Below are 24,551 nucleotides of genomic sequence, written 5' to 3' on the forward strand. Positions count from 1 at the left end.
GGCCCCCGATGATGTGTACCCCGGCCTGCCGAGGGCGTTCCCCGAGATCAACCGGGCCGCAGCGTCCCTCCCCGCCGGGGTGGAGTTCGCACCCACGACATGGTCCCCGGCGACAAGCTTGCGTCACCGGCCACCTCCGGCTCTCCCGCACCCCCGACGAGCCGGTGTGGCTGTCGTTACCGACCTCGCCGTGCTGGCGACCGCGCCCCTCCTCACCGACCCGGCCACCGACGCCACAGCCGTGCTGGAGCGGTACGGGCCTGCCGTTGCTGACCGGAGCCGGGCGATGTTGGTCGTCCCGACGCCGGCCGGCCCCGCAGGATGGTGGAGCTGAGGCGCTGCGGGCGACCATGGGGGCCGAGCATCAGCGTCCGCGGCCAGAAGGGGGTTCTCCTGGCGCCCTCTTCCAGCACTGGGAGGCGCAGGCGGGCGGGCGCGAACGGGACGAGCCGTTGCACAGGCCGCTGACGAGCGAGAATTCAGCTGTTCGCGAGGAAGCTAGCTCACGGTGCTCATCGGGTACGGGGCCGGTCGCGCCCGGGGAGCCGCTCGACGGCCAGGTCGTAGGAATCCTCGACCGCGTCGGTGACCAGCCGCTCGGTGATGCCGGGGCCCGGTCCGAGCGAGATCCAATGCCGTTTGTCGAGGTAGCGGCCCTGTGTGATCGACGCGTGGGCATGCACGAGCGCGCGGGCGTGTTCGGGCCGGTCACCGCGCACGAGGCTCCTGCCGTGCTGAGCCCGCACCCCGAGGACGCCGCCATGCTCCAGCAGACGGCCGCGCGGCACCGTGGCCTGCGGCTCTTGGATCCGTGGCGCCGATGCAGCCACGCCCCGGTGAGGTGCGATGCCGTGCCCTTTCCAACTCGTGATCGTTAGGCCGTTCGGTCACAGTCGGTTCAGGTCTACGGGGGAAGGACGGGCGTGGAGGTCAGGGATGTGCACCATGCCTACCGGCAGCGCGCGGTCCTGCAAGGCGTTGATCTGCGGCTGCGGGCCGGGACGCTGTGTGGGATCGTCGGGGAGAATGGTGCTGGCAAGTCCACCCTGCTGAAGATCCTCTCCGGCGAGCTGCGGCCCACGCGCGGCACGGTCCGTCACAACGGCCGGTTCGGCTACTGCCCGCAGCACGTGGTCCTCAATGACGCCCTGACCGTTCGGCAGCACCTGAGCTACTTCAAGACGGCCTACCGCCTGGCCAACGTGCGCTACGCCGAGGAGATCATGGAGGTACTGGGCTTCACCGGATACGTCGATGAGCGGGCCGGTGTGCTCAGCGGCGGCACGCGGCAGAAGCTGAACGTGACGCTGGCGCTCATGCACGATCCGCAGGTCCTGCTGCTGGACGAGCCGTACCAGGGCTTCGACTGGGAGACGTACCAAAGGTTCTGGGACCTGGCGGTGCGGCTGCGGGACGCGGGACGCTCGATCCTGGTCGTCTCCCACCTCGCCTACGACACCGAACTCCTGGACGAGCTGTGGCGCCTGGACACCGGAACGCTGCGTGCGGACCGGGCGGGGGTGGCCGCGTGAGGTCCCGCCTGACCCGCTTCGCCGTTGCCACCCGGTTCACGCTCATCGAGCACGGCCGCAACCGCTTCGCCATGATCCTGGTGATCCTGTTCGTACCCGTGTGGACGACCCTGGCGTACGTCGCGATGCCCGACACCCCGGCCCGGATACGGCTGCGCGCCACCGGCGAGGCGCTGGCCCCGCCCGGCAACGAACTGACCTCGATCAGTGGGGCCCTGAACGCCGTCACTCTGATCACCGGGTTCATGATGTTCGCCGCCACGTTCTCCGGCAGCGGCTTCGACCGCCGCCTGGCCATGGCCGGCTACCCCCGCGCCCACCTGGTCCTGGCCAAGGTCACCGCCCTGGCCCTGGTCTCGGCGGCGGTCGCCGCCTACGCCACCGCCGTCGCCTGCCTGGTCTGGACACCCCGCCAGCCCTTGCTGCTCGCCGCCGCCCTGTTCTGTGCCGGACTCACTTACGGCGCCCTCGGTGTCGGCTTCGGGTCGCTGCTGCGCCGGGAAGTCGAGGGGATGTTCGCCATCGTGATGACCAGCATCATCGACCTCGCGCTGCAGAACCCCATCACGAGCTCCGGGGCCGACAACCCGCTCATGCGCTACCTGCCCTCGTATGGGGCCATGCAGGCCAGCACGGCGGCCGGATTCTCCGCCAGCCCCGTCCCCGGGCACCTGGCCATCCAGCTCACCTGGTTCGCCGGCGCTGCCCTTCTCGCCCTGCTGGGCTTCCGCGGCAGCACCCGCAACTGCCTGCCACCGGCCACCCCCGCCCCGCCACCCGGGCCGCAAAGCAGCACAGTCGGCCTTCCCGCGCCGCGCCAAGCCACCACGCCATCGGCTGCGGCGTCTGACGCGGAAACACACTGAGGTCCTGGTTCTCCGACATGCGCGCCGCTACGAAATCCACCACGGCCAACCTCGATGCCGCCCCAGCACAGCGACAGCGTCTTGTCCGCCGCCCGCCCACCCGTCATGACCCGTCGCTGCGGGCGGCGTACCGGCTGTGCCAGCGCACCACACGACAGCACGATCCCGCGATCTACGCCCTCATCCAGTTGATGCCGGCCGTGCTGCGCCCGGCCGGCTGGGCGTTGTGGGCGGCGGCAAGCGTCCTGGACGACCTCGCCGACCAGCGGGATGCACAACCGGCCGAGCGTGAGGCCCGCGTCGAAGCGTGGACCCGAGCCCTGCAAGACGACCTGGCGGCTGGCACCAGCACCGATCCAGTCCGCCACGCCCTGGTGGACACCGCCCTGCGATGGCATCTGGACCTGTCCAGCCTGCAGGGCGCCATGACCAGCACGCGTGAGGACGTCCGCGGCCGGCGCTTCGCCGACTGGGACCAGTGGCGCGCCTGGTGCACCGAGGCAGTGGTGCCGTGGGTCGATCAGCTACGGCACCTGTTCGAGCAGGCCGGAGCGCCGATGACGCTCCGGCTGGACCGGCACGAGGACTACGAGCAGTTCGTCGACGGCGCCCAGCTCACCGACATCCTCACCGACCTGAGCACCGACCTCCCCCAGGGCGGCCTGCTCCTGCCGCACGAAGCCCTGGCCGCCTTCCCCGGCGTGGAAGACGACCTGCGGCAGGGGCGTTGGAGCCCGGCCACAGCGGCGCTGATCGGGGAGATGGCGGCCCTGGCCCGCCAGTGGCTGACCCAGCCCACGATGACCAGGGGCATGCACCCGGGCGCTGCCATCGTCCTCGACACGGCCGCCTGCCTGATGCGCGCCCAACTCGATGCCGTCGACGCGGCCGGACCCGTCCTGCTCGAGCGCGCCCCGCGCCCCACCTTGGTCGCTCGCACCCGCATCCTCGCCCCCGCCCGCCTCCGCTCGCACCTGGCCTGGAGCCTGACGCCCCTGACCGCCCCCGGACCGCGGAGACCCTCGCTCACCCTGAGCGCTGTGAGACCGGCAGCGGAGAGCACCGCCCTGCGGCCCCCGCCCCCGCACCCCGACGGCGCCCGGCCCCCGCAGATCCCCGCCGACCAGATGCCCTCCCACGTGGCGGTCATCATGGACGGCAACGGCCGCTGGGCGAACCAGCGCGGCCTGCCCCGCCCAGAAGGCCACCGCGCCGGCACCGCCGCCGCCCACGAGATGGTCTACGGCGCACTCGAGATCGGCCTGCGCCACCTGACCCTGTACGCGTTCTCCACCGAGAACTGGAAACGCGACACCGACGAGATCACCACCATCCTGGGCGCGATCCGACGGGACCTCGACGAAGGCCCCATCCGCGACCTCGACGTACGCCAGCGCTGGCTGGGCCACCCCGACAAACTCCCCGACGAACTTGTCCACGCCCTGCGACGCGAGGAGCACCGCACCCGCACCCGCACCGCACTGACCCTGACCGTGTGCATCAACTACGGCGGCCGCGACGAGATCACCCGCACCGCCGCAGCCCTCGCCCAAGCAGCCCACGCGGGTGACATCGACCCCCACCTCATCGGCGAGGACGACTTCACCCGCCACCTGCCCCACCCTGACATGCCGGACGTCGACCTGTTGTGGCGCACCGGCAACGAGCAGCGCACCTCCAACTTCCTGCCTTGGCACGCCGCATACGCCGAGCTGCACTTCACCCCCGGCTACTGGCCCGACGCCGACCGACGTGACCTGTGGCAGGCCATCACCGAGTACAGCCGGCGCCAACGCCGCCACGGCGCCGCACCCCTCATCGCCCCCCGCCAACCGTCAACCGTGCCGTTACCTGCGCCGTGTCCTGCCGATGCCACGCCACCCACCACCGCTGGCGCCGTCCCAGCGCCGACGGGGGCGGCCAGCGACTTCGCAAAAGGGTGAGAAGCAAAAGCGTGCCACGAGCCGTGAAGACACAGGCGAAAGATGGATCAGGCCGGGAAACAGTGGCGCTCGGTTCAGCTTTCCATCGAAGCGACGGCACCGACGAGGTTCCTGGAGCAGGCCACCTCACGGGCCGCGGGCCGTAACCCGGGAGCGCCGGTGAGCGTTCGTCGGTCCGTCATACGCGTCATGAACCTCTCTCATATGTCCGACGCGGCGCTCTCACCACGGCGATCGCCTCCGCCGCCGTACTCAGCACGTCCGCCTCCGCGGTGACCGCGCCCCCCTCCGTGGTATCCGCACCCGCCACGGCAGTGGCCGTGCCCGCCTTCGCTCAGGCGGCCGAGTTGTCGCCCGCCTGCCAGTCGGCTCTGCTGGACACGGTGGAGAAGTTCCCGGTCGTGGACTTCGCCGTTCCCGAGAAGGTGCAGAACACGGTGCTGGTCGAGGTCCTCAACCTCAGTGACGCCGACCAGGCCGTGTTCACGCCGACAGCGTGCACCGCTTGGAACAACTGGGCCACCACCAACGGCAAGGCCATCGGCGACGACCTGGACACCCGCTACCGGTCCGCCGCCGCACCGGTGTGCAACAATTTCGCCCGCTCCACCCTCGCCACGATCAAGAAGCACGCCCCCAACATCCCCGCCGAGACCCGGGAACTCGAAAAGGTCGCCAAGAAGGTGTGGGCGAGCTCCATGCGACCAGGACGCGGCGAAGGGTGGAGGCGGACGGCGGAGTGCGGACCCCAAGCGGTCCGTGGGCGCGTATGCCGAGCCGCCGGGCGAGGGTGTGGTGTGCTGGGGAGCGTGGCGGGCCCATTGCCCGATCGCCAGGTAGGAGCGGGCGCCGGCCAGGACCGCGCAGGAGGCGGTGAGGAGAACCGAGACCAGCGAGTGTCGTCGTCCGCGGCGGTCGCGCGGGTCGGGCAGAGCCGTCAACCGATCCCTCAACACGGACAGTTCGCGTGTGGCGGGGCTGGGCGACTTGATCAGGCAGACGATGGCAGACTGGCGGCACTTCGAGGCTCCGGTGATGCAGGGCGACTTTGGTCGGTCACCCCGTCAACCGGAGCCTCCTTGCGTTCGTGACGGCCTCGCCAGTCCCGTTACCCTCCGGTGACCTGCACGACGCCCACTACCCGGACTATGAGTCAGCCCTGACCCCGGACCGGGGCCGAACAGCCCCTTTGGGTATGGCTTCTGGGCTCGCCCACAAGACCGGTACGCTGCCGTGGATAACCTGTGCCGTCGTCGATGCAGGGGGATCACACATGTCGAACACCATTGTCCTGCCCCTCTCCATCGCCCGCTCGCCATGGTCCTGGCGATGATCGCCGCGCACGGGTTGGGCGAGAGCAAGGACGCCTACACCGGGGAGGTCACCGGCCGGGGGGTGAGCAGTTCGACCGGTACCTACGGCCCGACGGGCCACTACATGATGCACATCCGCACCGACGAGGGGCGGGAGCTCAGCATCGAGGTGAACAGCCGGACGTATCGGTCGCTCGCCGTCGGCGACCGGGTGGTCAAGGAGTGGGGTAGGCGCTGGCCGGAGCGGTCGGAGTAACGGAGCGAACAGCTCTGCCGCACCGTCCTGCACGCCCTCGCCGCCCGCGACCACCCACGGCCCTGTACCAGGCACTCGGCTTGCCCGAAGGCCCGCAGACACGCCGCCCGGACGCGGGTCGCACCGGGACACCGCAGACCGCGCGCGGCTCGCGCACCGACACTCTCCGTCAGGCAGGGAACCGCAGCATCGCGGCTGGCCTGCGCGAGGTCTCCTACGCGCCCAACTCCCGCCCCCTCGACCTACTCAGGCTGCCCTGACCGGCAACAACCTGTGGCTACGACAACTATGAATCAGTCCTGGGCAAGAGGGGTGCGGGCATCAGCCACACGACGAATACAAGCTGCGCAATCGCGATGAACTTCCACCGCCCCAGCGCCCGGTGGACCGACACCCCGCGAGCCTGCACACGCACATCCCGCCTGGCAGCCCTTCGGCCCGCCGAATAGCACTCAGCGGACCGAATTCGACAACGCTGTCGATCCGATGCCGGGGGCGGGGCCTTTCCCGTCAAGGTGCCTGCCGAGGCCTGACGTGGGGAGCTGGCCTGCAGCGGAGCTCTCCCCGCCAGGAATGCAACGCACGCGCATGTCGGCGATCGAGATCTGGCTCACCGACGGAGGACTCCTTCTGTGTCAGGCCCGGCTGAGCGCACTACACCAGCGCCCGGCGGTCGCCGTAGCTGCACCCCTGCACTCCTGCACTCCTGCAACGGGAAGATGTGGACGGCAACGCCGAAGAGCTCCTCAATTTGAGCGCCTGCCGCGGTCGCTCCCCCGCCCCATTGGTGTCGGCGTTTCGGAGGACGCCGTCGTCGAGACCGGCGAGTGCGGGACGCCGTCAGCCGCGGCGCGGAGCCAGGTCCTCCGGCGGCGTGGGAATCCGCCCCCGGGCGCGCTCGAGCAGAACGGCCGGCTCCGGCTCCGCCTGCAGGGACTTGAGCATGAACAGCCACCACTGGTCCAGCCGCTCCGCCCAGTTCCGACCGCCCGGCCTCTCCTCGCTCAGCGTGCAGAGGCCGAAGAAGGAGTACACGAGCGTCACGGCCGCGGTCGACGGTGTGACCTCGTCCGCCAGCTCACCTCGCGTGCGAGCCTGGGTGAGAAGCCGGGTGACGGCCAAAACCCAGCCGCCGAACGGCGCCGGCACGGGGGACTTAATGGTGCGGCGTTCCGCCCACAGGCGCGCGCCCGCGCGCGCCACGACGTCCTCGCTGAGGAACCGTGCGACACCGAAGCTGAGTACGACCAACTTCTCCAGTGGAGGGATGTCGGGGGCGGAGTAGGGGGCCGCGAGTTGTGGCCAGGTGGCGAACTGCTCATGGATCACCGCAAGTGCCAGCTTCTCCTTGCTGGAGTAATGGAAATAGATCGCTCCGCTCGTTTTCCCGGAGTGATCACTTATGTCATTGACACTCGTTCCTGCATATCCCCGTTCGATAAATAGATGTGCTGCTGATTCGAGCAGCTCTTTACGGGTGGCACGGGCCCTGTCCTGCACTTCAGTTCCACTTTCGTTCAAATGTTCCAGCAGTAGCGATGGAGGCTGACGTCTCCGCCCGGAGTGCCCATCCACAGCGCGTGGAAGATCCTATTATTCTTTGACCGTGCGCGCTTGGGGGTAACTTCCGTGAATTCGCCACCTGCTGCGCAGAATCGTTTCGCCGGGCGTCCGAACTTCCTGCCAATCGGTGCGACTCGGAACCTGGAGGACGTTTCCCATCAGGCCATTTGCCTGCTTTCCGTGGAGCAGGCAGCACCGCGCACGGGGGAGACGGCCATCTTCCTCGGGAATATTTCTGTCACTCAAAATGGTGATTGCGGAGTCCGGAGAGGCTGAATTAACATAATGCCTACGATGTTTCGGATGTAGCCAAAAAGGGGCGGTCGTGCCTCCCTGACGCGCACGGAAATGTCACGTGGCGCATGAGTGGCGCAGCCCCCACGCTCCTGTCTCATTTCTCCGAATGAACCCATCCAGGCACCCGTCTGCGCCCGTGCCGAGCCGGTCGGCGCAGCCTCCGAGAACGGCAGTCACATGACAGTTCGTCCCATCCTTTCCTGGTCCCCGTCCGCCATCGTTTTCGACTGCGACGGGACCCTGATGGACACCGAGCGACACTGGCAGGAGGCCCGAAATGCCACATTTCGGGCGTTTGGCGTCAAGCCGCCGACCAGCTTCGCCGACCGGGCCAAGGGCGTGCACTTCACCGAGTGCGGGGCGCTCATGGCCGAGGAGTCCGGGAAGCCGGACCTCGTGGACGACTTCACGGATAAGCTCCTCAGCACCTTCACCGCGCTGGTCGACCAGGACCCGGTCACCATGCCCGGAGCCGCCGCACTGGTCCGGCTGGCCGTCGGCCGTGTCCCTCTCGCCGTGGCGAGCAACTGTCCCCGGACGATGGTGGAGTCATGCCTCGGGCGGGCGGGGCTCCTCCGTTGCTTCGACCACGTCGTGGTCGCCGGCGAGGAGCTACGGCCGAAGCCGGAACCCGATGTCTACAGGGAGGCCGCACGTCTCTGCGGCGTACCGCCAGAGCAGACTCTGGCCGTGGAGGATTCGCTCACCGGCATGCAATCCGCACGGCGGGCAGGTCTTCGCGTCATCGGGATCGGGCCGTGCCCGCCGGGCTTGGAGGCGGAGCAGGCCGATCTGTGGGTCAGGAGCCTCGCCGCGGACGAGCTGTTGTCATGGGCCAGGCGCCGGATCCGCGCGTAGAGCGACGCAGCCGCGGACGCCGGGCCCTGGCCTGAGAAGGCGGTCAGCCGGTGGTCACATGGTGCGCCAGGGTGTCCACGGTTCCGGTGGCAGAGGCGAAGAGCAGGGCAACGCCGACCGCCCCGGGGTCCGGGATGCCCGTCGCCCTTTGTCCCAGGTAGCTCGCCCGGCCCATGCGTGCCGTCAGGGACGCCGTGTCCCGCACCCCCTGCCAGGCGCTGTCCGCCGCCGTGGCCAGAGCCTGAGCGGGCGGCGTGCCCTTCGCCACCAGCAACGCGGCGGCAGCCGGAGCGAGCGCGTCGACCAGTGTCTTGTCCCCTGGTGAGGCATCCCCCACACGGCGGATGGCGGCCAGGCCCAGGGCGGTGCCTTCGGCGAGCGAGGCCGTAGTCAGATGGGGTCCGGAGTCGGCGGCCCTGCTCAACGCCTGGAACAGCAGGCCGAACAAAGGACCGCTGGTCCCCCCGATCTCGTCGAGGAAGGCATCTGCCATGACGCCCAAGGTCTCCGCAGGGCCGGTCGGCTCCTCTGTGCGGTCGAGCCGCAGACCGGCGGCCCGGACCCCTGCGGCGAGGTTCGCGCCGAAGTCGCCGTCTCCCACCCGCTGGTCGAGCGCGGTCAGCTCGGCCTCGGTGGCATACACGGACTGGGCGAAGCGACGCATCCAGGCACGGACCTGCGTGCCGTCGAAAGCGACGTGCGTCATGATGTCGTCCTCCTGCTCCAGTGGTGACCTGCGGGATCCCGCAAATACGGGCCTCACCATGACAGCGCAGGGGTGCGGACCGGCGCATCGTAGAAGTCCAGTACGGCCCGGTCGGCGACCATGAGGGTCAGGGAGAAGCCCCGCATGTCGAGAGCGGTGACGTAGTTGCCGACGAGGTGCCGGGCCAGCCGCACTCGCCGCGCCTCGAGAACCCGGGCGAGTTCACCAAATATGCCGTACAGCTCAAGTGACGTGACCGCCCCCAGGCCATTGACCAGGGCAACGACCGGCTCGTCGGGGCCAGGGCGCAGCGCGTCCAGCAAAGCGCCGGCCATGTCCTCCACCAGTACACCCAACGGCTCTCGGCTCCTGGTCCGGTCGGCGCGCTCACCATGGATTCCCACGCCGTACTCGAGTTCACCGGGCGGCAGAGCGAACGCGGGCTCGCCGTCGGCCGGTGCATGGTGAGCGGCGGAAGCAACTGCGAGGGTCCGGCACCGGCCCGCCACGCTGGTGCCGAGATCGACCAGCCCGCCGAGTCCCATTCCGCTGTCCGCGGCACCGCCCAGGACCTTCTCCACCAGCAGAGTGGCACCCGTGCCACGGCGTCCGCCAGCTATCTCCTCGGAGTCGGAAGCGAGGTCGTCATCGACCAGGACGCGCCCGCAGGAGATCCCCGCATCGGCGAGCCGTTCGGCGGCGATACCAAAATTGATCCGGTCCCCGGTGTAGTTCTTGACCACGTGCAGCACGCCTTCCGGCCTCGCCACCGCGAGGGACGCCCGGAAGATCTGCCGGTTGTGAGGAGAGGCGAAGATCCTCCCCGGGCAGGCGGCGTCGAGCATCCCCGCCCCGACGTATCCGGCATGCAGGGGCTCGTGACCCGCCCCTCCACCCGAGAGCAGGCCCACCAGCCGGGCCGGTGCGGTGTGCAGGGCCCTGACGAATCCGTCGGCGGCGTCGTATCCCACGAGATCTGCGTGGGCGCGCGCGAAACCGGACAGTGCGTCGGAGGCCAGTTCGCCCGCGCAGTTCTCGAAGTACCTGGCCATGATCGGCACGCCTTTCGTCCCCGGCACGAGACCGGATGAGCCGGATAGGTCAGCCTCCGGACGAGACCTCCATGGTGAGGGTGACGGTGTGCTGACGGCAACTCGCCCAGAGTGGTCGATGCGTCGAGGACAGGGGCCGCTAGGGCTCAGCGCAGGCTGGTCCTTCGTTCGCGCCGGCCCTTCCATGTGGGGCCAGAGTGTCTGCAAGAGCCCGCCCGGGAAGCTCTCGCACGCTGCCATCGGGCGGGCGTCCTACGGTGTGGCGGATCCTGTGCCGGCTCAGATGAGGTGCAGGACGCGGGATGCCCGCCGAGGGCCATGTAGGGCATCAGCGGGCACCCTGTGATCGTTACAGTCTGGTTCGGTCCTGGCCGAGCAGCAAGGCCAGGGTGGCTCGGGCCTCCTTCCGGCGTTGAGGGGATGGATCGAAGACCGCTGTCAGGGCGACGATGGCGACCGTTATGCCGTGCGCGGCGATGACAGTGGTGGCGATGGGCTCGTTGAGCTGCTCGAGCAGTGTGATCACACTGTTCTCCTCCTGGGTGGGCCCTGGCGTTCATGCGGCGGGGCGTGCGGGAGGATTGCCCCGCGTCCGGAGGGTTTCCGGCGACGCGTGCTCGCCTAGCCGGGACGCGTCTAGGCTGCTCAGGGCCTGCGTGGCGAGTTTTCCGGTGCTGTCCGGTTCTGGATGAGTGGTGGATGGAACGGCAAACTGCGGCCCAGGCCTTCGCAGCCGTTCTCGTCGATCTGCACAGGAAGGCGGGTAGGCCGACTCTCGACGCGCTGGTCCACCAAGGGCAGAAGCAGGTTCCGCCCGTCTCGCTGCGCAAGTCGTCACCGGGCGACTGGCTGACGGGAAAGAGCGTCCCTTCGAACCGGGCAGCGGTTGGGTTCCTCTTCGCTCACCTCATGGTGCTCGCCCGGAGAGCCGATCCATCGCTTCCCGTCATCTCGTGGGTGAAGCTGTGGGAGGAAGCCTGGGCGGAAAGGCAGGCTCTGCGGGGTGGGCGTCCGTCCCGCCCTCGCGTCGCGCCGGCCGAGTCCCTGGCTGCGCCTGTGGGGCGAGGAAAGCTTCTTGCGGCACTGCGGCTGGCGGACGCCTGTACCGAGTGGGAGGTGCGTCCCTCTGGCGAGGCGGCGTCCGGCACACCGGGGGTCTTGCCTCTGTATGTGCGCAGGACGCACGACGCTGTGGTGCGGCAGGTGGTGGCGCAGGCTGAGGGCGGCTCGAGCGGGATGGTCGTTCTGGTCGGCGGTTCGTCGTCGGGCAAGACCAGGGCGTGCTGGGAGGCGGTGCAGGAACTTCCGGCAGGGTGGCGGTTGTGGCATCCGCTCGACCCGACGCCTGTCATGGCGCTGGCCGCTGTGCTGGAGGAAGGCATTGCGCCGCACACCGCGATTTGGCTCAACGAGCTTCGGCGGTACGTCGGGGAAGGCGCCGGCAGGGAAGCGGAGCCAGTGGCGGCGGGGCCTCGTGCGTTGCTTCAGGATCCAGAGCGTGGTCCCGTTCTCGTCCTGGCGACCGTCTGGCCGGAGCACTGGACCGCGATGACCGATCGTCCCTTCATAGGTGCTGACCCCTATCCGCAGGCTCGTGAGCTGCTTGCGGGCCGGGCCATCCACGTACCTTCCTCTTTCGACGAGGCCGTGTGGGGTGACGTGCGTGCGGTCAGTGCGCCCGCCATGACGGGAGCGTCGACAGGGCGGCGGCACGATCCTTGCTGGAAGCTGCGGCTGCCGCCGGCATTGCGCAGGCGTATGCGGCCATGGTCGAGGACGCGGAAGACGCCGGTCTCACGGAGGAAGCCGACCAGTGGGCTCTGCGTGCTGTGGCCGGCGCCTACACACAGCCGCTGTGGAACGTGATCAGAGGGCGGGAGAGGACCGGCCGCTTCGACGCGGCTGAGCGGCTGGCCTGGCACGCGGCCACTTCCCGGGACCTCAATCGTGCGCCGGCTGGCAGCGAAACGCAGCGCCGAAGCGGCACTGCCGCTGCTGTGGCGCGCCCACCAAGCGGGCATGCCCTGGGCTCCCGGCATGCTCGCCATGCGTCTGGAAGCCGCCGGAGAACACGCGCAGGCCGAATCCCTGGCCCGGATCGCCGCCGACTCAGGCGACAGAGAGCCTCTGGAGGGTCTGGCCCAGAAGCGGGCATGTGACGATCCCGGCGGCAACTGGAGGGCGCTGCTGGCCAACGGCCTGACGGCACAGGGAACAACCGCGCTCCCCTGTTGAGTTGAGAGGAACGTCAGCTGCGGGTTCGTGCACACATCCGGCCTGCCGCACCTGCTGGTGGGCCTCTTCAGCGAGAGCTTCGGGGTCGTGGCCGAGGTTCGTCGGCCAGCTGCTCGGGTCAGTCGGGCGGCATCGGGGCGGCCCGGGCGAGGAAGACACCGGGCTGGAGACCAGGCGCCAGTGCCCTGGCATGGGCTCGGGACACCCAGTTCGCGACGCAGCTCGTCGGCGTGGGTGATCCAGAGCCGGTAGAGGCGCTCCCACACCTTGGGTTCATTGGGCCGCTCGTCCAGGTGCTCCACGATGAGACCGGATGCTGCGGCCTGCTCGGCCCACGTGGGGGTGGCGCTTGGGCGCAGGGACCGGGTCATCACGAGCTGGCCGCCCGGGGCCAGGACGCGGCCGAGCTCGGCGACCGCCTGGTCGCGGTCGTTCGCGCGGCCAAGAGCGTCGATGCAGACGATGCCGTGGGCGGCGGAGTCGGGCAGGGCGGTGTTCTGCAGGTCGGCGACGCGGAATGGCGCGGGTGGTGTCGCTGCCGAGGAAGTGGGGGCGGCGGGCGGTGGCTTGGGTGACGGCGACCGGGGAAAGGTCGAAGCCGTCCAGGCGCAGGGCCAGGGCGCGGGCCAGCCAGAGGCCGATCCCCCGGTTCCGCGGCCGGCATCGATGAGGAGCTGCCCCGGTCGCAGTCTCAGCCGCGCGGTGATGAGCCCCAGTAGGGGCCCAGTCGCAGGAGCTCGAAGCGCCGATCTCAGCCGGGTAGTCGGCGCCCATCGCCGCGGCGTACATCCGGGCAACCAGATCGGTGCGGGCACAGGCGGTGTGGAAGGCGTCGCACTGTGCGGAAATCGGCAGCGCAGGCACGGGTGACTGGGGTTCGTCGGGGCATCGATCTCCGGATCCGCGAGTGGGTGCCGGGGCAGAGGACCTGCACGGATGCGCGCTCGTTCGCGGCGTTGGGCGGCCAGGACCGCGGGGTGGCGGGCGTTGACGTGACTGCGTGAGTGCAACTACGGAGACCTCAACGGACACCCGATCTCCCTCATCGCCGCCCAACGAGCCCAGCACATCGACGAACCGTTTCCCGGAGGCCAGAGCTACTGCCAGGTCGTCACGGCCACTCGTGCCTTCCTTCACGACCTCGCCACCGGATGGGACAGCAGCAGAATCCTGGTGATCGCCCACTCGGCCAACCGATGGGCACTCGACCATCTGCTCACCGGAACACCTCTGGAAGAACTGCTCCAAGCACCGCCTACCTGGCGCCCGGGCCGGCACTGCACGCTATCCGCCGACTGGCCCGCCTCGGTCCGGTGAACCTATGCGGTCAGAGCACTGAGCCGCGGTCGGGTCAGGTGTGGCGGGCAGGTGCAGGCGTCCGTCGTGGACTTCGGCGATCTGGTCGACGGCGGCGAGGTGGGCACGGTCGTGGGTGACCAGGACGGTCGCGGTGGCTCGTTGGTGGGTGAGGCGGGTGATCAGGTCGATGACGGCGGCGCCGCGTTCGTGGTCGAGGGCGCTGGTGGGTTCGTCGACCAAAAGGACGGTGGGGTCGTTCATCAGGGCGCGGGCGATGTTGAGGCGCTGGCGCTGGCCGCCCGAGAGCTGGTGGGGCCGCCGTGCGGCCCGGTCGGCCAGGCCGACGGCGTCGAGCATTTCCATGGCCCGGGTGTGGGCGGTGTGGGGCTTGCGGCCGTCGATCTGGGCCATGACCTGGAGCTGTTCGGCGCCGGTGAGGGAGGGCAGCAGGTTGGGCTGCTGGAAGACAATGCCGATCTTGTGGCGGCGCAGTTCGGTGAGTTCTGCGCGGGTCAGGCCGGTAGTGGCCTGGCCGTCGATGGTGACGGTGCCGGAGTCGGGGGTGATGAGGGTGGCGGCGACCGCGAGGAGGCTGGACTTGCCGGAGCCGGAGGGGCCGACGACCGTGGTCAGGGTGCCCTTGAGCACATCCAGGGTGACGTCGTCGAGGGCGGTGAGACGGTTCTCGCCGTCGGGGTAGGTGAGGGTGATGTCGGTCAGGTTGAGGCTCATCGGACGCTCCCCAGAGCGGTCAGCGGGTCGACGGAGGTGATGCGGCGGATGGACAGGGCGGCTCCGATCGCGCCGAGCGCGATCATCACGGCGGCCGGGACGAGAACGCTGGTGGGAGTGAGGAGGAACGGCACGGCAGAGCCGGAGACGAGGGCGCCGAGGCCGGCGGCGATGCCGGTGCCGATCAGGGTGCCGCCGGCTAGCAGAACGACGGCCTGGCCGAGGGCGTCCTTGAGCAGGTTGGCGGTGGAGGCGCCCAGTGCTTTGAGGACGGCGACGTCGCCGTTGCGCTGGATGGTCCACACGGTGAAGAAGGCGCCGATGACCAGGGCGGAGATGGCGAACAGGAAGCCGCGCATCAGCTGCAGGGAGCCGTTCTCGGAGGTGTAGGAGCCGATCGCGGACAGCGAGTCGTCCAGCGAGACCGTCTTGGTGTCCGCAGCCTCGTCGGTGGCGCCGATGTCGGCGCCAGAGGTGGTGTTAAGGGCGATGGCCGTGGCGACCGGTTTGTCGCTCTTGCCCGTGGGGGGTGCGACCTGCTGCCAGGTGCCTAGGCTGGTCCAGATGACCGGGGTGTGGCTGAAGGAGGCGTCGCCGCTCACCGCGGCCACGGTCACCTTCTGTCCGGCCAGGGTGAAGCTGTCGCCCGGGCTCACGCCGAGGTCGTCGGCGGCGGTGGTGGACAGCACCGCCGACTGGTCGTCGATATTGTTGCTGTCGGGGGCGAGTGCGGAGCCGGGCTGCACGCCGAAGGCGGAGACCCCGGTGCTCTTGTTTCCGGCGATGGCCTTGGTGGTGGTGATGCCCAGCGGTTCGGCGCTGATCACGCCGGTTGCCTTGGCCCACTGCTGCCACTGCTGCTCGGTGACGGTGGAGTTGGCGTACGAGATGTCCTGGCCGCTGCTGGGTGCGTCGAACGCGATCTGGTTCGCGGGCAGGGACGTGATCGCGGAGATGTTCTGCTGGCCCAGGCCGGCGGTCAGCCCGGACAGCAGCCCGACCAGCAGAGTGATTAGCACGATGACGGTGCCCATCAGGGCGAAGCGCCCCTTGGCGAATTTCAGGTCTCTCCAGGCGACGAACACGGCGTGGGCCTGCCCTTTCAGGTGGTGGAAGCGGTATGTCTCCACCCTCGCCGCCAGAGCCCCGGCCGGGCATCTGGCCCAGGACAGCACTTGTCGCACCGAAAGACGGCACGCCGGTTGTGACTTTCGATGGAAGCCGCGCCGGGGACTTCTTCATAGGCTGGAGGGACTGTGAACACCACCGCCCCCGCCTTGACCCCTACCACCCGCCCTCTGGCCTGGTGCCTGCACCTGCTGGTCGTCGGTCTCCTTGGGCTGGCCGCCGGCCGGGCCGTGGCCGCCCAGCGTCCGCACGCCGGGTGGGTCCTCGCCGCGGCCGTAGCGTGTGGTCTGGTCTATGCGGTCGGCCCGGCACTGCCTGGCATAAGCCGCTCGCGGCGGGCCGCCGCACTATGGCTGACCGCCGTAAGCACCCTCTGGCTGGTACTGCTGGCCCTGTCCGCCGACGGGGTGTGGGTGGCCTTCCCCTTGTACTTCCTCCAGCTGCACCTGCTGCCCCGCCGCGCCGGACTGGCCGCGGTGACGGCCACCGCGGCGGCGGCCGTCGCCGGCTTCGCCGTACACCAGGGCTCCTTCAACGCGGCAATGGCGATCGGGCCGGCCCTCGGCGCCGCCGTAGCGGTGGCGGTGGTGTGGGGGTATCAGGCCCTGTACCGAGAGAGCGAACATCGCAGGCGCCTGATCGAGGAACTCACCGCCACCCGCGCCGACCTGGCCACTGCTCAGCACACCGCCGGGGTGCTGGCCGAACGCGAACGCCTGGCCCGCGAGATCCACGACACCCTCGCCCAGGGACTCTCAAGCATCCAGCTGCTGCTGCGCGCCGCCGAACGCGCTCTGCCCGCCGCACCCGACAACGCCGCTCGCTATGTCGATCAGGCACGCCAGACCGCCGTCGACAACCTCGCCGAAGCCCGCCGCTTCGTCGCCGCCCTCGCCCCACCCGCCCTGGAAGGCACCACCCTCGCCGCCGCCTTGGAGCGGCTGTGCGCCACCACCAGCACCCGCCACCGGATCACCGCACGCTTCCACCTCACCGGCGAGCCCGTACCACTGCCGACCGCGCACGAGGTCGCCCTGCTGCGCATCGCCCAGTCCGCACTGGCCAACACCGTCCGCCACGCCGACGCCACCACCGCCGAGGTCGCCCTCAGCTACCTCGGCGATCACGTTGCCGTGGATGTCGTCGACGATGGACGCGGCTTCGACCCCGCCCACTTGCCCGTCCCCGACCCCGAGGCCGGTGGGTTCGGACTGGCCGCCATGCGCGCCCGCACACAGGCCCTCGGCGGCACCCTCACCGTCGAATCCGCCCCCGGCCACGGCACCGCCCTGGCCGCCCGACTGCGCCTCGACCCCACCCCCGACACCCCACCCCACCCCGCACCCGAGGCATGACCGTGACCGACACCCCCATCCGCCTGCTCCTGGCCGACGACCACCCCGTCGTACGGGCCGGGCTCCGCGCCGTACTGGAGACCGAGCCCGGCATGACCGTGGTGGCCGAGGCCGCCACCGCCGAGGCCGCCATCGCCCGCGCCGCCCAGGGCGACATCGACGTCGTCCTCATGGACCTCCAGTTCGGCAAGGGCATGAACGGCGCGCAGGCCACCGCCGCCATCTCCGCCCGCCCCGAGGCGCCCCGCGTCCTGATCGTCACCACCTACGACACCGACGCCGACACCCTCCCCGCTATCGAAGCCGGCGCCACCGGCTACCTCCTCAAGGACGCCCCACCCGAGGACCTGGCCGCCGCCGTACGCACCGCCGCCACGGGCCGCACCACTCTCGCCCCCGCCGTCGCGGACCGGCTGATGAACCGCCTGCGCACCCCCGGCACCACCCTGACCCGACGCGAGAGCGAAGTCCTGGCCCTGGTCGCCGAGGGCCTGTCCAACCAAGCCATCGGCGCCCGGCTCCACCTCACCGAAGGGACCGTCAAGTCCCACCTGACCCGCATCTACGCCAAGCTCGGTGTCGACTCGCGCACCGCCGCAGTCGCCACCGCCACCGAACTCGGCCTCATCCGCCGCCGGTAAGTCCCGCCCCACACCCGCACAGCCCGGCCCTTCCCCCGCCGCATTCCCTGGCTCGAGTCCGGACGACGTCCCACTGATCACCCGGCGGAAGGCAGCGCGGTCACCGGGGCCGGGCCATCGAATCGGTGGCATCCAGCACGTTCACCATGCGGTTCAGCCCGCCGCGTGCACGTGCTACGTGAGCTCAGGGCAGCCGGATCTCAGTGGTGGCCCCGGAGGCGTCCGCCACCCCGTGGGACCAGGGCCAGCACCGGCATGCTGCTCAAGCGTGGCGGCAATCCGGCCCAGCGCTCCACGGCTATCGCGGAGCGCCACGCTGAGCGTGCACGCCGCATCCACTCGTGTCCAGGACCAGCCAGTCCGGGCTGCGCGGCGATCACCGTGATCTCTCCGGTCAGCCTCGTACCGAGTCCTCCTGGCCGGCTCCCGGTCCATGTGACAGTGCGCCGACGAATCGTGAAGTCAGAGCGGTCGGCGCGGTGATGGCCGTGCCGACCACGACGCTGTGGGCGCCGCAGGCGAGCGCCTCTGCAGCCTCGCCGGGGGAGTTGATTCGCCCTTCGGCGACGACCGGTACGGAGATCGCTGCCGCAAGTGACACCACGAGAGCTAGATCCGGGCCGGTTTGCTTCGGTGTCCCGGGAATGTAGCCGGAGAGGGTGGTCGAGACGAAGTCGGCCCCCTGCGCAGCGGCGGCAATTCCCTCGGCGAGTGTAGCGACGTCGGCCATGACCAGGGCTCCCGCCGAGTGCACTGCGTTGACCAGCTCGCTGAAGGCGGAGCCGTCCGGGCGTGCCCGGTCGGTGGCGTCGGCGGCGACTACGTCTGCGCCGGCCTCCACCATGGCCAGAGCGTGCCGGACGGTCGGCGTGATGTACACCCCTGTGTCGCCGTCCTTCCACAGACCGATGACCGGCAGGTTCACTGCCTTCACGATCGCGGCGACGACTTCCGGCTCGTTGGCGCGGATCGCGGAGCAGCCGCCGGCCGCTGCCGACAGTGCGAGCCGCACCAGGGTGGCGGTCTCCCGCATGGGATCGCCGGGGGGTGCTTGGCAGGAGACGATCAGCCGGCCCCGGAGCGTGTCGGTCAAATGTCGTGCGTTCATCGGTGAGCTCCCGGACGGTGGAGGGGAAGGGCGACGGTCAGGGCGGCGGCTCCGAGTACGGCGGCGTCCCTTCCGTGCAGTGGAGGCTGGGGGACGAGTCCTCGCAGGGGTGGCATCAGTTCGGCGGCGAAGGCCTCGTTCAGTACGTCCCGGTACAGGGGTCCTATGTGGGGGACGCCTCCGCCGATGACAACCCGGTCGGGGCCCACCGCGTTGGCGAGGCCGCCCAGGGCTCTACCGGCCGCGCTTGCACCTGCGGTGATGGCTCGCACGGCTGCTTGGTCACCCGTGGCGGCGCGGGCAGCGACCACTTCGAGCCGGGCTGCCGACGTGCCGGAGAGCCGCTCGTAATGGGCGGTGATGCCCGGCCCGGAGGCGATGACCTCCAAGTGCCCGACGGCGCCGCAGGTGCACGGCAGTCCGGCCGCCTCCGCGCTGGGCAGGTGACCGAAGTGGCCTGCGATGCCGGCCGCGCCGTGCAGCATCCGTCCATCGACAGCGATCGCGCCACCCACCCCCGTGCCGATGGCAGCGAACACCAGTGAACCGCGGCTGCCCGGCAGGGCGGTGAGCTCCGGTCCGGCAGTGGCGCGAACGTCGTTGTCACAGGCCACCTGGAGACCCGTACGGTCCGCGAGGCCGGTGCCGAGTGCGGTGCCGGCCCATCCCCGGATGGATTCGGTGGCACTGGTGACCATTCCACTGCGTGGGTCGATCACCCCTGCGGCGGCGATGCCGACCATCGTCGCCTGACCGGTCGGGTCCACTGCGGACGCTGCCGCGGCAAGAGCGTCGAGCACCGCCGACGCGCCCTGGAGGGCGGGTGTCGCCCGGGCGTGCCGGGCGACCACCCCGCCGCCGGGTGTGACGAGCGCGGCTGCGATTTTCGTACCGCCTAGGTCAAGGCCGATCACCAGGCCCTCGGTCGCCCCCGCGCTCATCGGATCGGGCCAAGTCCGGCGCCGCGCAGCAGCTCCGCGACCCGTGCGACGGATTCCCCGGAGAGCGGGATCTGCGGGAAGGCGGTGGCACCGTTGTCGATGACACCGAGCAGCCGCAGTGCTTCCTTGAAGGATCCGAGCGCCGATGAGCTGCGGCCCATCTCCTGCTCAGGGCCGACGTCGACCATGGCGAACAGCTCGATGAGCCGTTCCTGTTCCCGGGCGGCGAGCTCCCAGGCGCCGGCCAGTGCAGCGTCGTACAGGCGAACGTAGCCGGCTGGATCCACGTTGCCGATCCCGGGCACGACTCCGTCGGCGCCGGCCAGCAGGGCCGCGTCCACGGTGAGTTCGGAGCCGGTCAGCACGCTGAAGTGCGGCACGGCACCCTGCGCGCGGCCCTCCCGCCCACCGAGCTCCACGATGAGCCTGCGCAGTCCGCCTTCGTCACCGCTGCTGTCCTTGAGGCCGGCCACCGTGCCGTCCTCGGCGAGTTCGCGAACCAGTGCGGGCGAGAGCTTGGAGTGCACCGCGACGGGGATGTCGTAGGCGAACAGCGGAAGGTCGACCGTGGCGCGCAGCCTGCGGAAATGCCCTGCCGTCTCCTTGGGGTGGGTACGGGTGTAGAAGGGGGCTGTCGCGACGAGGGCGTCGGCGCCCAGTTCCGCGGCGGCGCGGGCATGCGCGATGACACGCGGGGTCGTCGTGTCGATGACTCCTGCGAGGACCGGGACCCTTCCGGCGGCCGCGGTCACCACGGTCTGCAGGGCGGTGGCGCGCTGTTCGTCGGTCAGGTAGGCGACCTCACTGGTGGAGCCGAGGGCGAAGAGTCCGTGTACGCCGCCGTCGATGAGGTAGTCGACGAGCCGGGTGAGGGAGGCCGTGTCGACCTCCCCCCGGTGGTCGACCGGGGTGCAGACCGGCGGTACGACGCCGCGCAGAGGTGCGGTCAGGGACATGGTGAGGACTCCAGCTCGCTCGGATGCAGGACTGCCGCCCGTTAGGGAGACAAAGCCCAGACATGAGACGTAAGATGTCTTACGTCTCGGCTACTCTAATCCGATTCCCCGGCGGCCGGTCAAGAGGCCGCGACAGCCGACGGTGCTTCAGGAGGACGTGGTGGCCCGCCCCACCATGGCTCAGGACATCGAGCGAAAGATCAAGGAGCTGATCCTCGACCGTGCTCTGGGGCCGGGCGATCCGGTGCCCGCCGAATCCGAGCTGATGGAGCTGTTCAGCGCTGGTCGGGTACCGGTCCGCGAAGCCCTCAAGGCTCTGCAGGCAGTGAACGTCGTCGAGACTGGACGCGGCTTCGGAACATTCGTCGGCTCACTCTCCCTCACCCCCTTCGCCGAGGCGCTGGCCCTCCGGGCCGCCGTCCGGCACGGCCGGGGAGAGCCAGGGCTGCTGGAATTGATGAGGGTGCGCGAGGCGTTGGAGACCGGATTGGTCGGCGCCGTCAGCGTCGGCGTCCCCGCCGAGGACGTGGCGGTGCCGCAAACTCTGGTCGCCAGAATGGAAGCCGAGGCCGCTGGAGAGGGCAGGGTGGCCCGGCCCACCGACCGGGCTTTCCATCTCGCCCTCTACACCTCGCTCGACAACCACCTCCTCAGTGAGGTGCTGGACGCGTTCTGGGCGGCCATGGACCGGACTCGTGAAAGCGTGGAAACCGGCTCCCAGGACTTCGCTGTGACCTGTGCTCAGCACCGCGAGATCGTCTCAGCAGTCGCGGCCGGAGACTGTGCCCGCGCCGTTCGGGCCATGCGCGCCCACTTCAACGGCATTCGCGCCCGTCTGGAGATTTCCTCGGCCACGCCCGTGTGAACACGGCGTACCAGGTCAAGCTGCCGCCCCTGCCTTCGCCACGAGCGCGAAGGCGGGGGCGGCAGAGGCTCCGGCCCGCTGGTCAGGGAGTAACGACCACCGTCCGGCTACCTGACGCCTGCTTGCCGTCGGCCTTGTACGTCACGGTCAGCACGGCGTTCCCGGAGGCGCCCGCCGGAATCGTGACCGGAACCTTGATGTTCGCCCCCTCACCCGGTCGCGTCGCCGGGAACGCCACCTGCTGGGTCGTCCAGCCGCTGGGCACCGTCAGGTCGAGCGTTCCCGCGCTCCGGGTCACGTCCATCCGGTTGACGACCCGGACGGTCACCTCCGTGGTCGTGCCCGCCTTCATGGTGGTCGGCGGGGTGATGGTGATGTCCGCGCAGGTGCCGCCGAGCCACCGCAGGTCGAACGATGAGTAGGTGATGTGCTTGTAGTCGTCACGCTCGTAGAGGAGCCCGAGCCGGCCGTCCGGCAGCCGTGTCAGAGTCGAGTAGGCGGCGCTGTTCGGGTTGACGACCTTCCGGATCGGCCAGGTCTTTCCGTTGTCGCAGGACATCTTCACAGTGAGGTTGTTCCGCGAGGTGCTGTCCGTGTTGCTGAACAGCAGCCACGACGCCTGGGGGTGCGAGGCGGCAACGTCCGGGGCGTAGCGGATGATCGAGCCGTTGTTCGCCGGGTCGGGCAGGTTGGTGTCCTGGGTGAACGGTGTGTAGTTGACGCCACCGTCAGTGGAGTAGGCCACGGTGCGGTAGGGCGCGGAGCGGTTGTTGAGCATGACCCGGCCGTCGCTGAGTTCGACGGTCTTGTTCTCGTCGCCGCCCGGGCCGACCGGGTTGCCCATCTTCCAGGTCGCGCCGTGGTCGTCGCTGTAGGCGCTGACGGCGTGGTTGGCGCCGTTGTTGCGTATGGCGTACTGCTGGATCAGCCGACCCTTGTGGGGGCCGTTGCGCAGCTGGATGCCTTCTCCGGAGGCCGCGAACATCCCGGCCCAGGCCGGGTTCTTGATCTGCTTCGTGATGCGGCGGTGGGTCCAGGTGAGGCCGTCGTCATCGGAGTAGCTGTAGTCGGCCTGGAGGATGTTGGGGTCGTTCTCGTCGTTGCCGGTGCCCGAGCCGAAGAAGCCCTGGTTCACGGAGCCCGCGTAGAAGACGAAGATGCGGCCCGTCGTGCGGTCCACGAGCAGGCTGGGGTCGCCGTAGCCCTTGGGCGCGGCCTCCTTACGGATGACCTGCTGGCTCTGCCAGGTGTTTCCGCCGTCCGTGCTGCGCCGCAGAACCACGCCGAGGTTGCCGGGCAGGTCCCCGAGCGTGGGGCGTGCGTCGTAGGCGGCGAGCAGCGTGCCCTTGACGGAGGTAGTCAGTGCGGAAATCCGGTAGTGGGGAGATCCGACGCCCTGGGTCGCGATGTCCTGGGAGGTCAGCGTCCCGGGAGCGGCCGCGGTGGCGGGGGCGGCGTGGGCGGTGCCGACCGCGGTGACCACCATGACGGCGGTGGACAGCAGGGCGATGGTGACTCTGCGCTGCATGGACGATCTCTCTTCTACTGAGGGGAGATGTGCGGATGGAGCGGAGCGGCGGCTCGGCGAACCGACGCGTCAGGGGATGGAAAGGGTGCAGACCTGGCTGCCCGTGTCGAAGACCTGGAGATCCCTGATCATCATCAGGGCGATCCGGTGGTGACCCCGCTCGTTCGGGTGCAGCCCGTCGTTGAGCAGGGACAGGGGTACCTGGCCGCCGTCGCCGGTCAGCCAGTCGTTGTAGTGATCGACAAAGACGACCTCCTGCTGCGCGGCCACCTCGCTCATGACCCGCGCGTATTGGGAGAGCCCGGTCCGGCCGGGCCAGCGGGCTGGATCGACCGGGTTCGGCGCTTGGAGGACCGGTATGGGCGATCTGGGCAGCGCGCGGACCGAGCGGACCAGTGAGATGAGGTTGGTCCGGTACTGCTCCGGGCCGAGGCCCGAGGTCGCGATGTCGTTCGCGCCGATCATGATCGAGACGATTTTCGGCGAGAAGGCGGTGACCCGCTCGTCGAAGAAGGAGACGAGTTCGGCGCTCGTGGCTCCGCTCACCCCCGAATCGATCACGAAGTCGCGGTTCTTGGGCTTGCCCAGTTCCCAGCGGACGCGCTCGGTCCAGTGTTCCGGGTAGCTGCGCCACCCATGGGTGTGCAGGGCGCCGTGGGTGATGCTGTCCCCGGTGAACACCCAAGTGGCGGGCGTGTTGCTGTTGAGGATCGTCGAGATCCTGCCGTGATCGGCGACGACGGGGCGCGGGCACTGCGCGACCAGTTCGGCTGCGTCGAGCACCCGGCCCCACACCGCTGCCCGTTCGATGGTGCCGGTGAAGAACCATTCGCCGGAGCGGTGGTCGCTGTCGAGATTCGCGCCGAGCGTCAGAGCTGTCAGCCCTGACACGCTGCTGAAGAACGGGCGTTTCACCGTGTCGAACACGGCTCGGCCGCCTGCGTGGAGGCGGGTGCCGGTGCTGTCGACGGTCACGGCGACGGTGTGCTGTCGGCCGTCGTCGTAGCGGGTCCGGGTGGTGAAGTCGACCAGGACGCTGCTCTGCTGCCGCACCGAGAACTGCAGTGCCCCGCCCTGAAGGGCCAAGGTGAGGTTGGATGAGGGGACTGCGGGGTCGGAGGCGCTGATCAGCGTCATCGCGGCGTTGTGGCTCGTGGTGCGGAAGGTGACGAGGACCGTGCCCGTGGCGAGAGGGGCCACCGCCCCAGCCCGGGACGACAGATCGACGCGTTCGGCGCCGTTCAGGACGGTGACGGTGCTGTGATCCACCAGGGGGCCGCTGAGAGACGCAGCTGACGCGCGCCCGGCCAGGGGGCCGGCCAGTGCCGCGGCGCCGGCGGCGAGAAGCATGGAACGTCTGCGCACGGAACGTCCTCA

General features: G+C 69.8%; 25 protein-coding genes and 1 pseudogene. 12 read left to right on the forward strand and 14 right to left on the reverse strand.

Going from position 1 to position 24,551, the window contains the following annotated elements; genetic code table 11:
* Window positions 1-166 precede the first annotated feature (166 nt).
* Entirely contained in the window at window positions 167-334 is a 168-nt protein-coding gene (locus ACFWVP_RS29070) for a hypothetical protein (RefSeq protein ID WP_384500936.1), read from the forward strand.
* A 178-nt stretch (window positions 335-512) separates the two neighbouring features.
* Here the strand turns inward: ACFWVP_RS29070 and ACFWVP_RS29075 are convergent, their stop codons facing one another.
* A complete protein-coding gene (locus ACFWVP_RS29075) occupies window positions 513-719 on the reverse strand; it encodes an MmcQ/YjbR family DNA-binding protein (protein WP_384500937.1) in 207 nt (68 codons plus the stop codon).
* Between the two features lie 204 nt (window positions 720-923).
* Between ACFWVP_RS29075 and ACFWVP_RS29080 the strand changes: the two genes are divergently transcribed.
* From ACFWVP_RS29080 to uppS, 3 genes are read left to right on the forward strand one after another with little or no spacing between them, the layout of a single operon-like run.
* Window positions 924-1,532: an ABC transporter ATP-binding protein gene (locus ACFWVP_RS29080; protein WP_384500938.1), complete on the forward strand. Its 609-nt coding sequence runs from the start codon at window positions 924-926 to the stop codon at window positions 1,530-1,532.
* A complete protein-coding gene (locus tag ACFWVP_RS29085; RefSeq protein WP_384500939.1) occupies window positions 1,529-2,398 on the forward strand; it encodes an ABC transporter permease in 870 nt (289 codons plus the stop codon). Before ACFWVP_RS29080 ends, ACFWVP_RS29085 begins: the two co-directional genes overlap by 4 nt.
* A 17-nt stretch (window positions 2,399-2,415) precedes the next feature.
* Complete coding sequence (gene uppS / locus ACFWVP_RS29090) at window positions 2,416-4,341, forward strand: polyprenyl diphosphate synthase (RefSeq protein ID WP_384500940.1); 1,926 nt, start codon at window positions 2,416-2,418, stop codon at window positions 4,339-4,341.
* Window positions 4,342-4,541: 200 nt separating this feature from the next.
* Here uppS and ACFWVP_RS29095 read toward each other — a convergent pair whose 3' ends face one another.
* A complete protein-coding gene (locus ACFWVP_RS29095) occupies window positions 4,542-5,297 on the reverse strand; it encodes a transposase family protein (RefSeq protein WP_384500941.1) in 756 nt (251 codons plus the stop codon).
* 373 nt (window positions 5,298-5,670) lie between these two features.
* On the opposite strand from ACFWVP_RS29095, the gene ACFWVP_RS29100 reads away from it, so the two are divergent.
* The gene (locus tag ACFWVP_RS29100; protein WP_384500942.1) at window positions 5,671-5,910 is read left to right on the forward strand and encodes a hypothetical protein; all 240 of its coding nucleotides are present in this window, start codon (window positions 5,671-5,673) and stop codon (window positions 5,908-5,910) included.
* An 840-nt stretch (window positions 5,911-6,750) separates the two neighbouring features.
* Here the strand turns inward: ACFWVP_RS29100 and ACFWVP_RS29105 are convergent.
* Window positions 6,751-7,410, reverse strand: coding sequence for a ScbR family autoregulator-binding transcription factor (locus ACFWVP_RS29105; protein ID WP_384500943.1), 660 nt, complete (start codon window positions 7,408-7,410; stop codon window positions 6,751-6,753).
* 537 nt (window positions 7,411-7,947) lie between these two features.
* Here ACFWVP_RS29105 and ACFWVP_RS29110 point away from each other — a divergent pair.
* Window positions 7,948-8,628, forward strand: a complete 681-nt coding sequence (locus ACFWVP_RS29110) for an HAD family hydrolase (RefSeq protein ID WP_384500944.1) — start codon at window positions 7,948-7,950, stop codon at window positions 8,626-8,628.
* Between the two features lie 43 nt (window positions 8,629-8,671).
* On the opposite strand, the gene dhaL is transcribed toward ACFWVP_RS29110, so the two are convergent.
* From dhaL to ACFWVP_RS29125, 3 genes are all read right to left on the reverse strand, one after another.
* Window positions 8,672-9,334: a dihydroxyacetone kinase subunit DhaL gene (gene dhaL, locus ACFWVP_RS29115; RefSeq protein ID WP_384500945.1), complete on the reverse strand. Its 663-nt coding sequence runs from the start codon at window positions 9,332-9,334 to the stop codon at window positions 8,672-8,674.
* A gap of 53 nt (window positions 9,335-9,387) precedes the next feature.
* Complete coding sequence (locus ACFWVP_RS29120) at window positions 9,388-10,386, reverse strand: dihydroxyacetone kinase subunit DhaK (protein ID WP_384500946.1); 999 nt, start codon at window positions 10,384-10,386, stop codon at window positions 9,388-9,390.
* A gap of 349 nt (window positions 10,387-10,735) precedes the next feature.
* Window positions 10,736-10,912 carry a hypothetical protein gene (locus ACFWVP_RS29125; RefSeq protein ID WP_384500947.1) on the reverse strand — a complete coding sequence of 59 codons (177 nt, stop codon included), beginning with the start codon at window positions 10,910-10,912 and terminating at the stop codon, window positions 10,736-10,738.
* 173 nt (window positions 10,913-11,085) lie between these two features.
* Here ACFWVP_RS29125 and ACFWVP_RS29130 point away from each other — a divergent pair, with 173 nt between their 5' ends.
* Window positions 11,086-12,252: a hypothetical protein gene (locus tag ACFWVP_RS29130; protein ID WP_384500969.1), complete on the forward strand. Its 1,167-nt coding sequence runs from the start codon at window positions 11,086-11,088 to the stop codon at window positions 12,250-12,252.
* Between the two features lie 153 nt (window positions 12,253-12,405).
* Entirely contained in the window at window positions 12,406-12,621 is a 216-nt protein-coding gene (locus ACFWVP_RS29135) for a hypothetical protein (RefSeq protein ID WP_384500970.1), read from the forward strand.
* A gap of 428 nt (window positions 12,622-13,049) precedes the next feature.
* On the opposite strand, the pseudogene ACFWVP_RS29140 reads toward ACFWVP_RS29135, so the two are convergent.
* Window positions 13,050-13,436 (reverse strand): annotated as a pseudogene (locus tag ACFWVP_RS29140) (hypothetical protein); the annotation flags it as partial.
* 181 nt (window positions 13,437-13,617) lie between these two features.
* On the opposite strand from ACFWVP_RS29140, the gene ACFWVP_RS29145 reads away from it, so the two are divergent.
* Complete coding sequence (locus ACFWVP_RS29145) at window positions 13,618-13,938, forward strand: histidine phosphatase family protein (protein WP_384500967.1); 321 nt, start codon at window positions 13,618-13,620, stop codon at window positions 13,936-13,938.
* Here ACFWVP_RS29145 and ACFWVP_RS29150 read toward each other — a convergent pair.
* Entirely contained in the window at window positions 13,906-14,652 is a 747-nt protein-coding gene (locus ACFWVP_RS29150) for an ABC transporter ATP-binding protein (protein ID WP_384500948.1), read from the reverse strand. The genes ACFWVP_RS29145 and ACFWVP_RS29150 overlap by 33 nt on opposite strands.
* On the reverse strand, window positions 14,649-15,737 hold the full coding sequence (locus tag ACFWVP_RS29155) for an ABC transporter permease (protein WP_384500968.1): 1,089 nt from the start codon (window positions 15,735-15,737) through the stop codon (window positions 14,649-14,651). The genes ACFWVP_RS29150 and ACFWVP_RS29155 overlap by 4 nt, the downstream gene beginning before the upstream one ends.
* A gap of 171 nt (window positions 15,738-15,908) precedes the next feature.
* On the opposite strand from ACFWVP_RS29155, the gene ACFWVP_RS29160 reads away from it, so the two are divergent.
* Window positions 15,909-17,135: a sensor histidine kinase gene (locus tag ACFWVP_RS29160; protein ID WP_384500949.1), complete on the forward strand. Its 1,227-nt coding sequence runs from the start codon at window positions 15,909-15,911 to the stop codon at window positions 17,133-17,135.
* A gap of 2 nt (window positions 17,136-17,137) precedes the next feature.
* Window positions 17,138-17,776 (forward strand): response regulator, encoded by a 639-nt coding sequence (locus ACFWVP_RS29165; protein WP_384500950.1) that lies wholly within the window; start codon window positions 17,138-17,140, stop codon window positions 17,774-17,776.
* A gap of 394 nt (window positions 17,777-18,170) precedes the next feature.
* Here ACFWVP_RS29165 and ACFWVP_RS29170 read toward each other — a convergent pair whose 3' ends face one another.
* From ACFWVP_RS29170 to ACFWVP_RS29180, 3 genes are read right to left on the reverse strand one after another with little or no spacing between them, the layout of a single operon-like run.
* Complete coding sequence (locus tag ACFWVP_RS29170; RefSeq protein ID WP_384500951.1) at window positions 18,171-18,884, reverse strand: N-acetylmannosamine-6-phosphate 2-epimerase; 714 nt, start codon at window positions 18,882-18,884, stop codon at window positions 18,171-18,173.
* On the reverse strand, window positions 18,881-19,825 hold the full coding sequence (locus tag ACFWVP_RS29175) for an ROK family protein (RefSeq protein ID WP_384500952.1): 945 nt from the start codon (window positions 19,823-19,825) through the stop codon (window positions 18,881-18,883). Before ACFWVP_RS29175 ends, ACFWVP_RS29170 begins: the two co-directional genes overlap by 4 nt.
* Window positions 19,822-20,781, reverse strand: coding sequence for a dihydrodipicolinate synthase family protein (locus ACFWVP_RS29180; RefSeq protein WP_384500953.1), 960 nt, complete (start codon window positions 20,779-20,781; stop codon window positions 19,822-19,824). The genes ACFWVP_RS29175 and ACFWVP_RS29180 overlap by 4 nt, the downstream gene beginning before the upstream one ends.
* Before the next feature lie 160 nt (window positions 20,782-20,941).
* Between ACFWVP_RS29180 and ACFWVP_RS29185 the strand changes: the two genes are divergently transcribed.
* Window positions 20,942-21,646 carry a FadR/GntR family transcriptional regulator gene (locus ACFWVP_RS29185; protein ID WP_384500954.1) on the forward strand — a complete coding sequence of 235 codons (705 nt, stop codon included), beginning with the start codon at window positions 20,942-20,944 and terminating at the stop codon, window positions 21,644-21,646.
* An 82-nt stretch (window positions 21,647-21,728) separates the two neighbouring features.
* On the opposite strand, the gene ACFWVP_RS29190 is transcribed toward ACFWVP_RS29185, so the two are convergent.
* A complete protein-coding gene (locus tag ACFWVP_RS29190) occupies window positions 21,729-23,174 on the reverse strand; it encodes an exo-alpha-sialidase (RefSeq protein ID WP_384500955.1) in 1,446 nt (481 codons plus the stop codon).
* Between the two features lie 69 nt (window positions 23,175-23,243).
* A complete protein-coding gene (locus ACFWVP_RS29195) occupies window positions 23,244-24,539 on the reverse strand; it encodes a GDSL-type esterase/lipase family protein (protein WP_384500956.1) in 1,296 nt (431 codons plus the stop codon).
* Window positions 24,540-24,551 lie beyond the last annotated feature (12 nt).

It is taken from the genome of Streptomyces sp. NPDC058637 (assembly GCF_042717325.1).
In the GTDB taxonomy this organism is placed as follows: Bacteria; Actinomycetota; Actinomycetes; order Streptomycetales; family Streptomycetaceae; genus Streptomyces.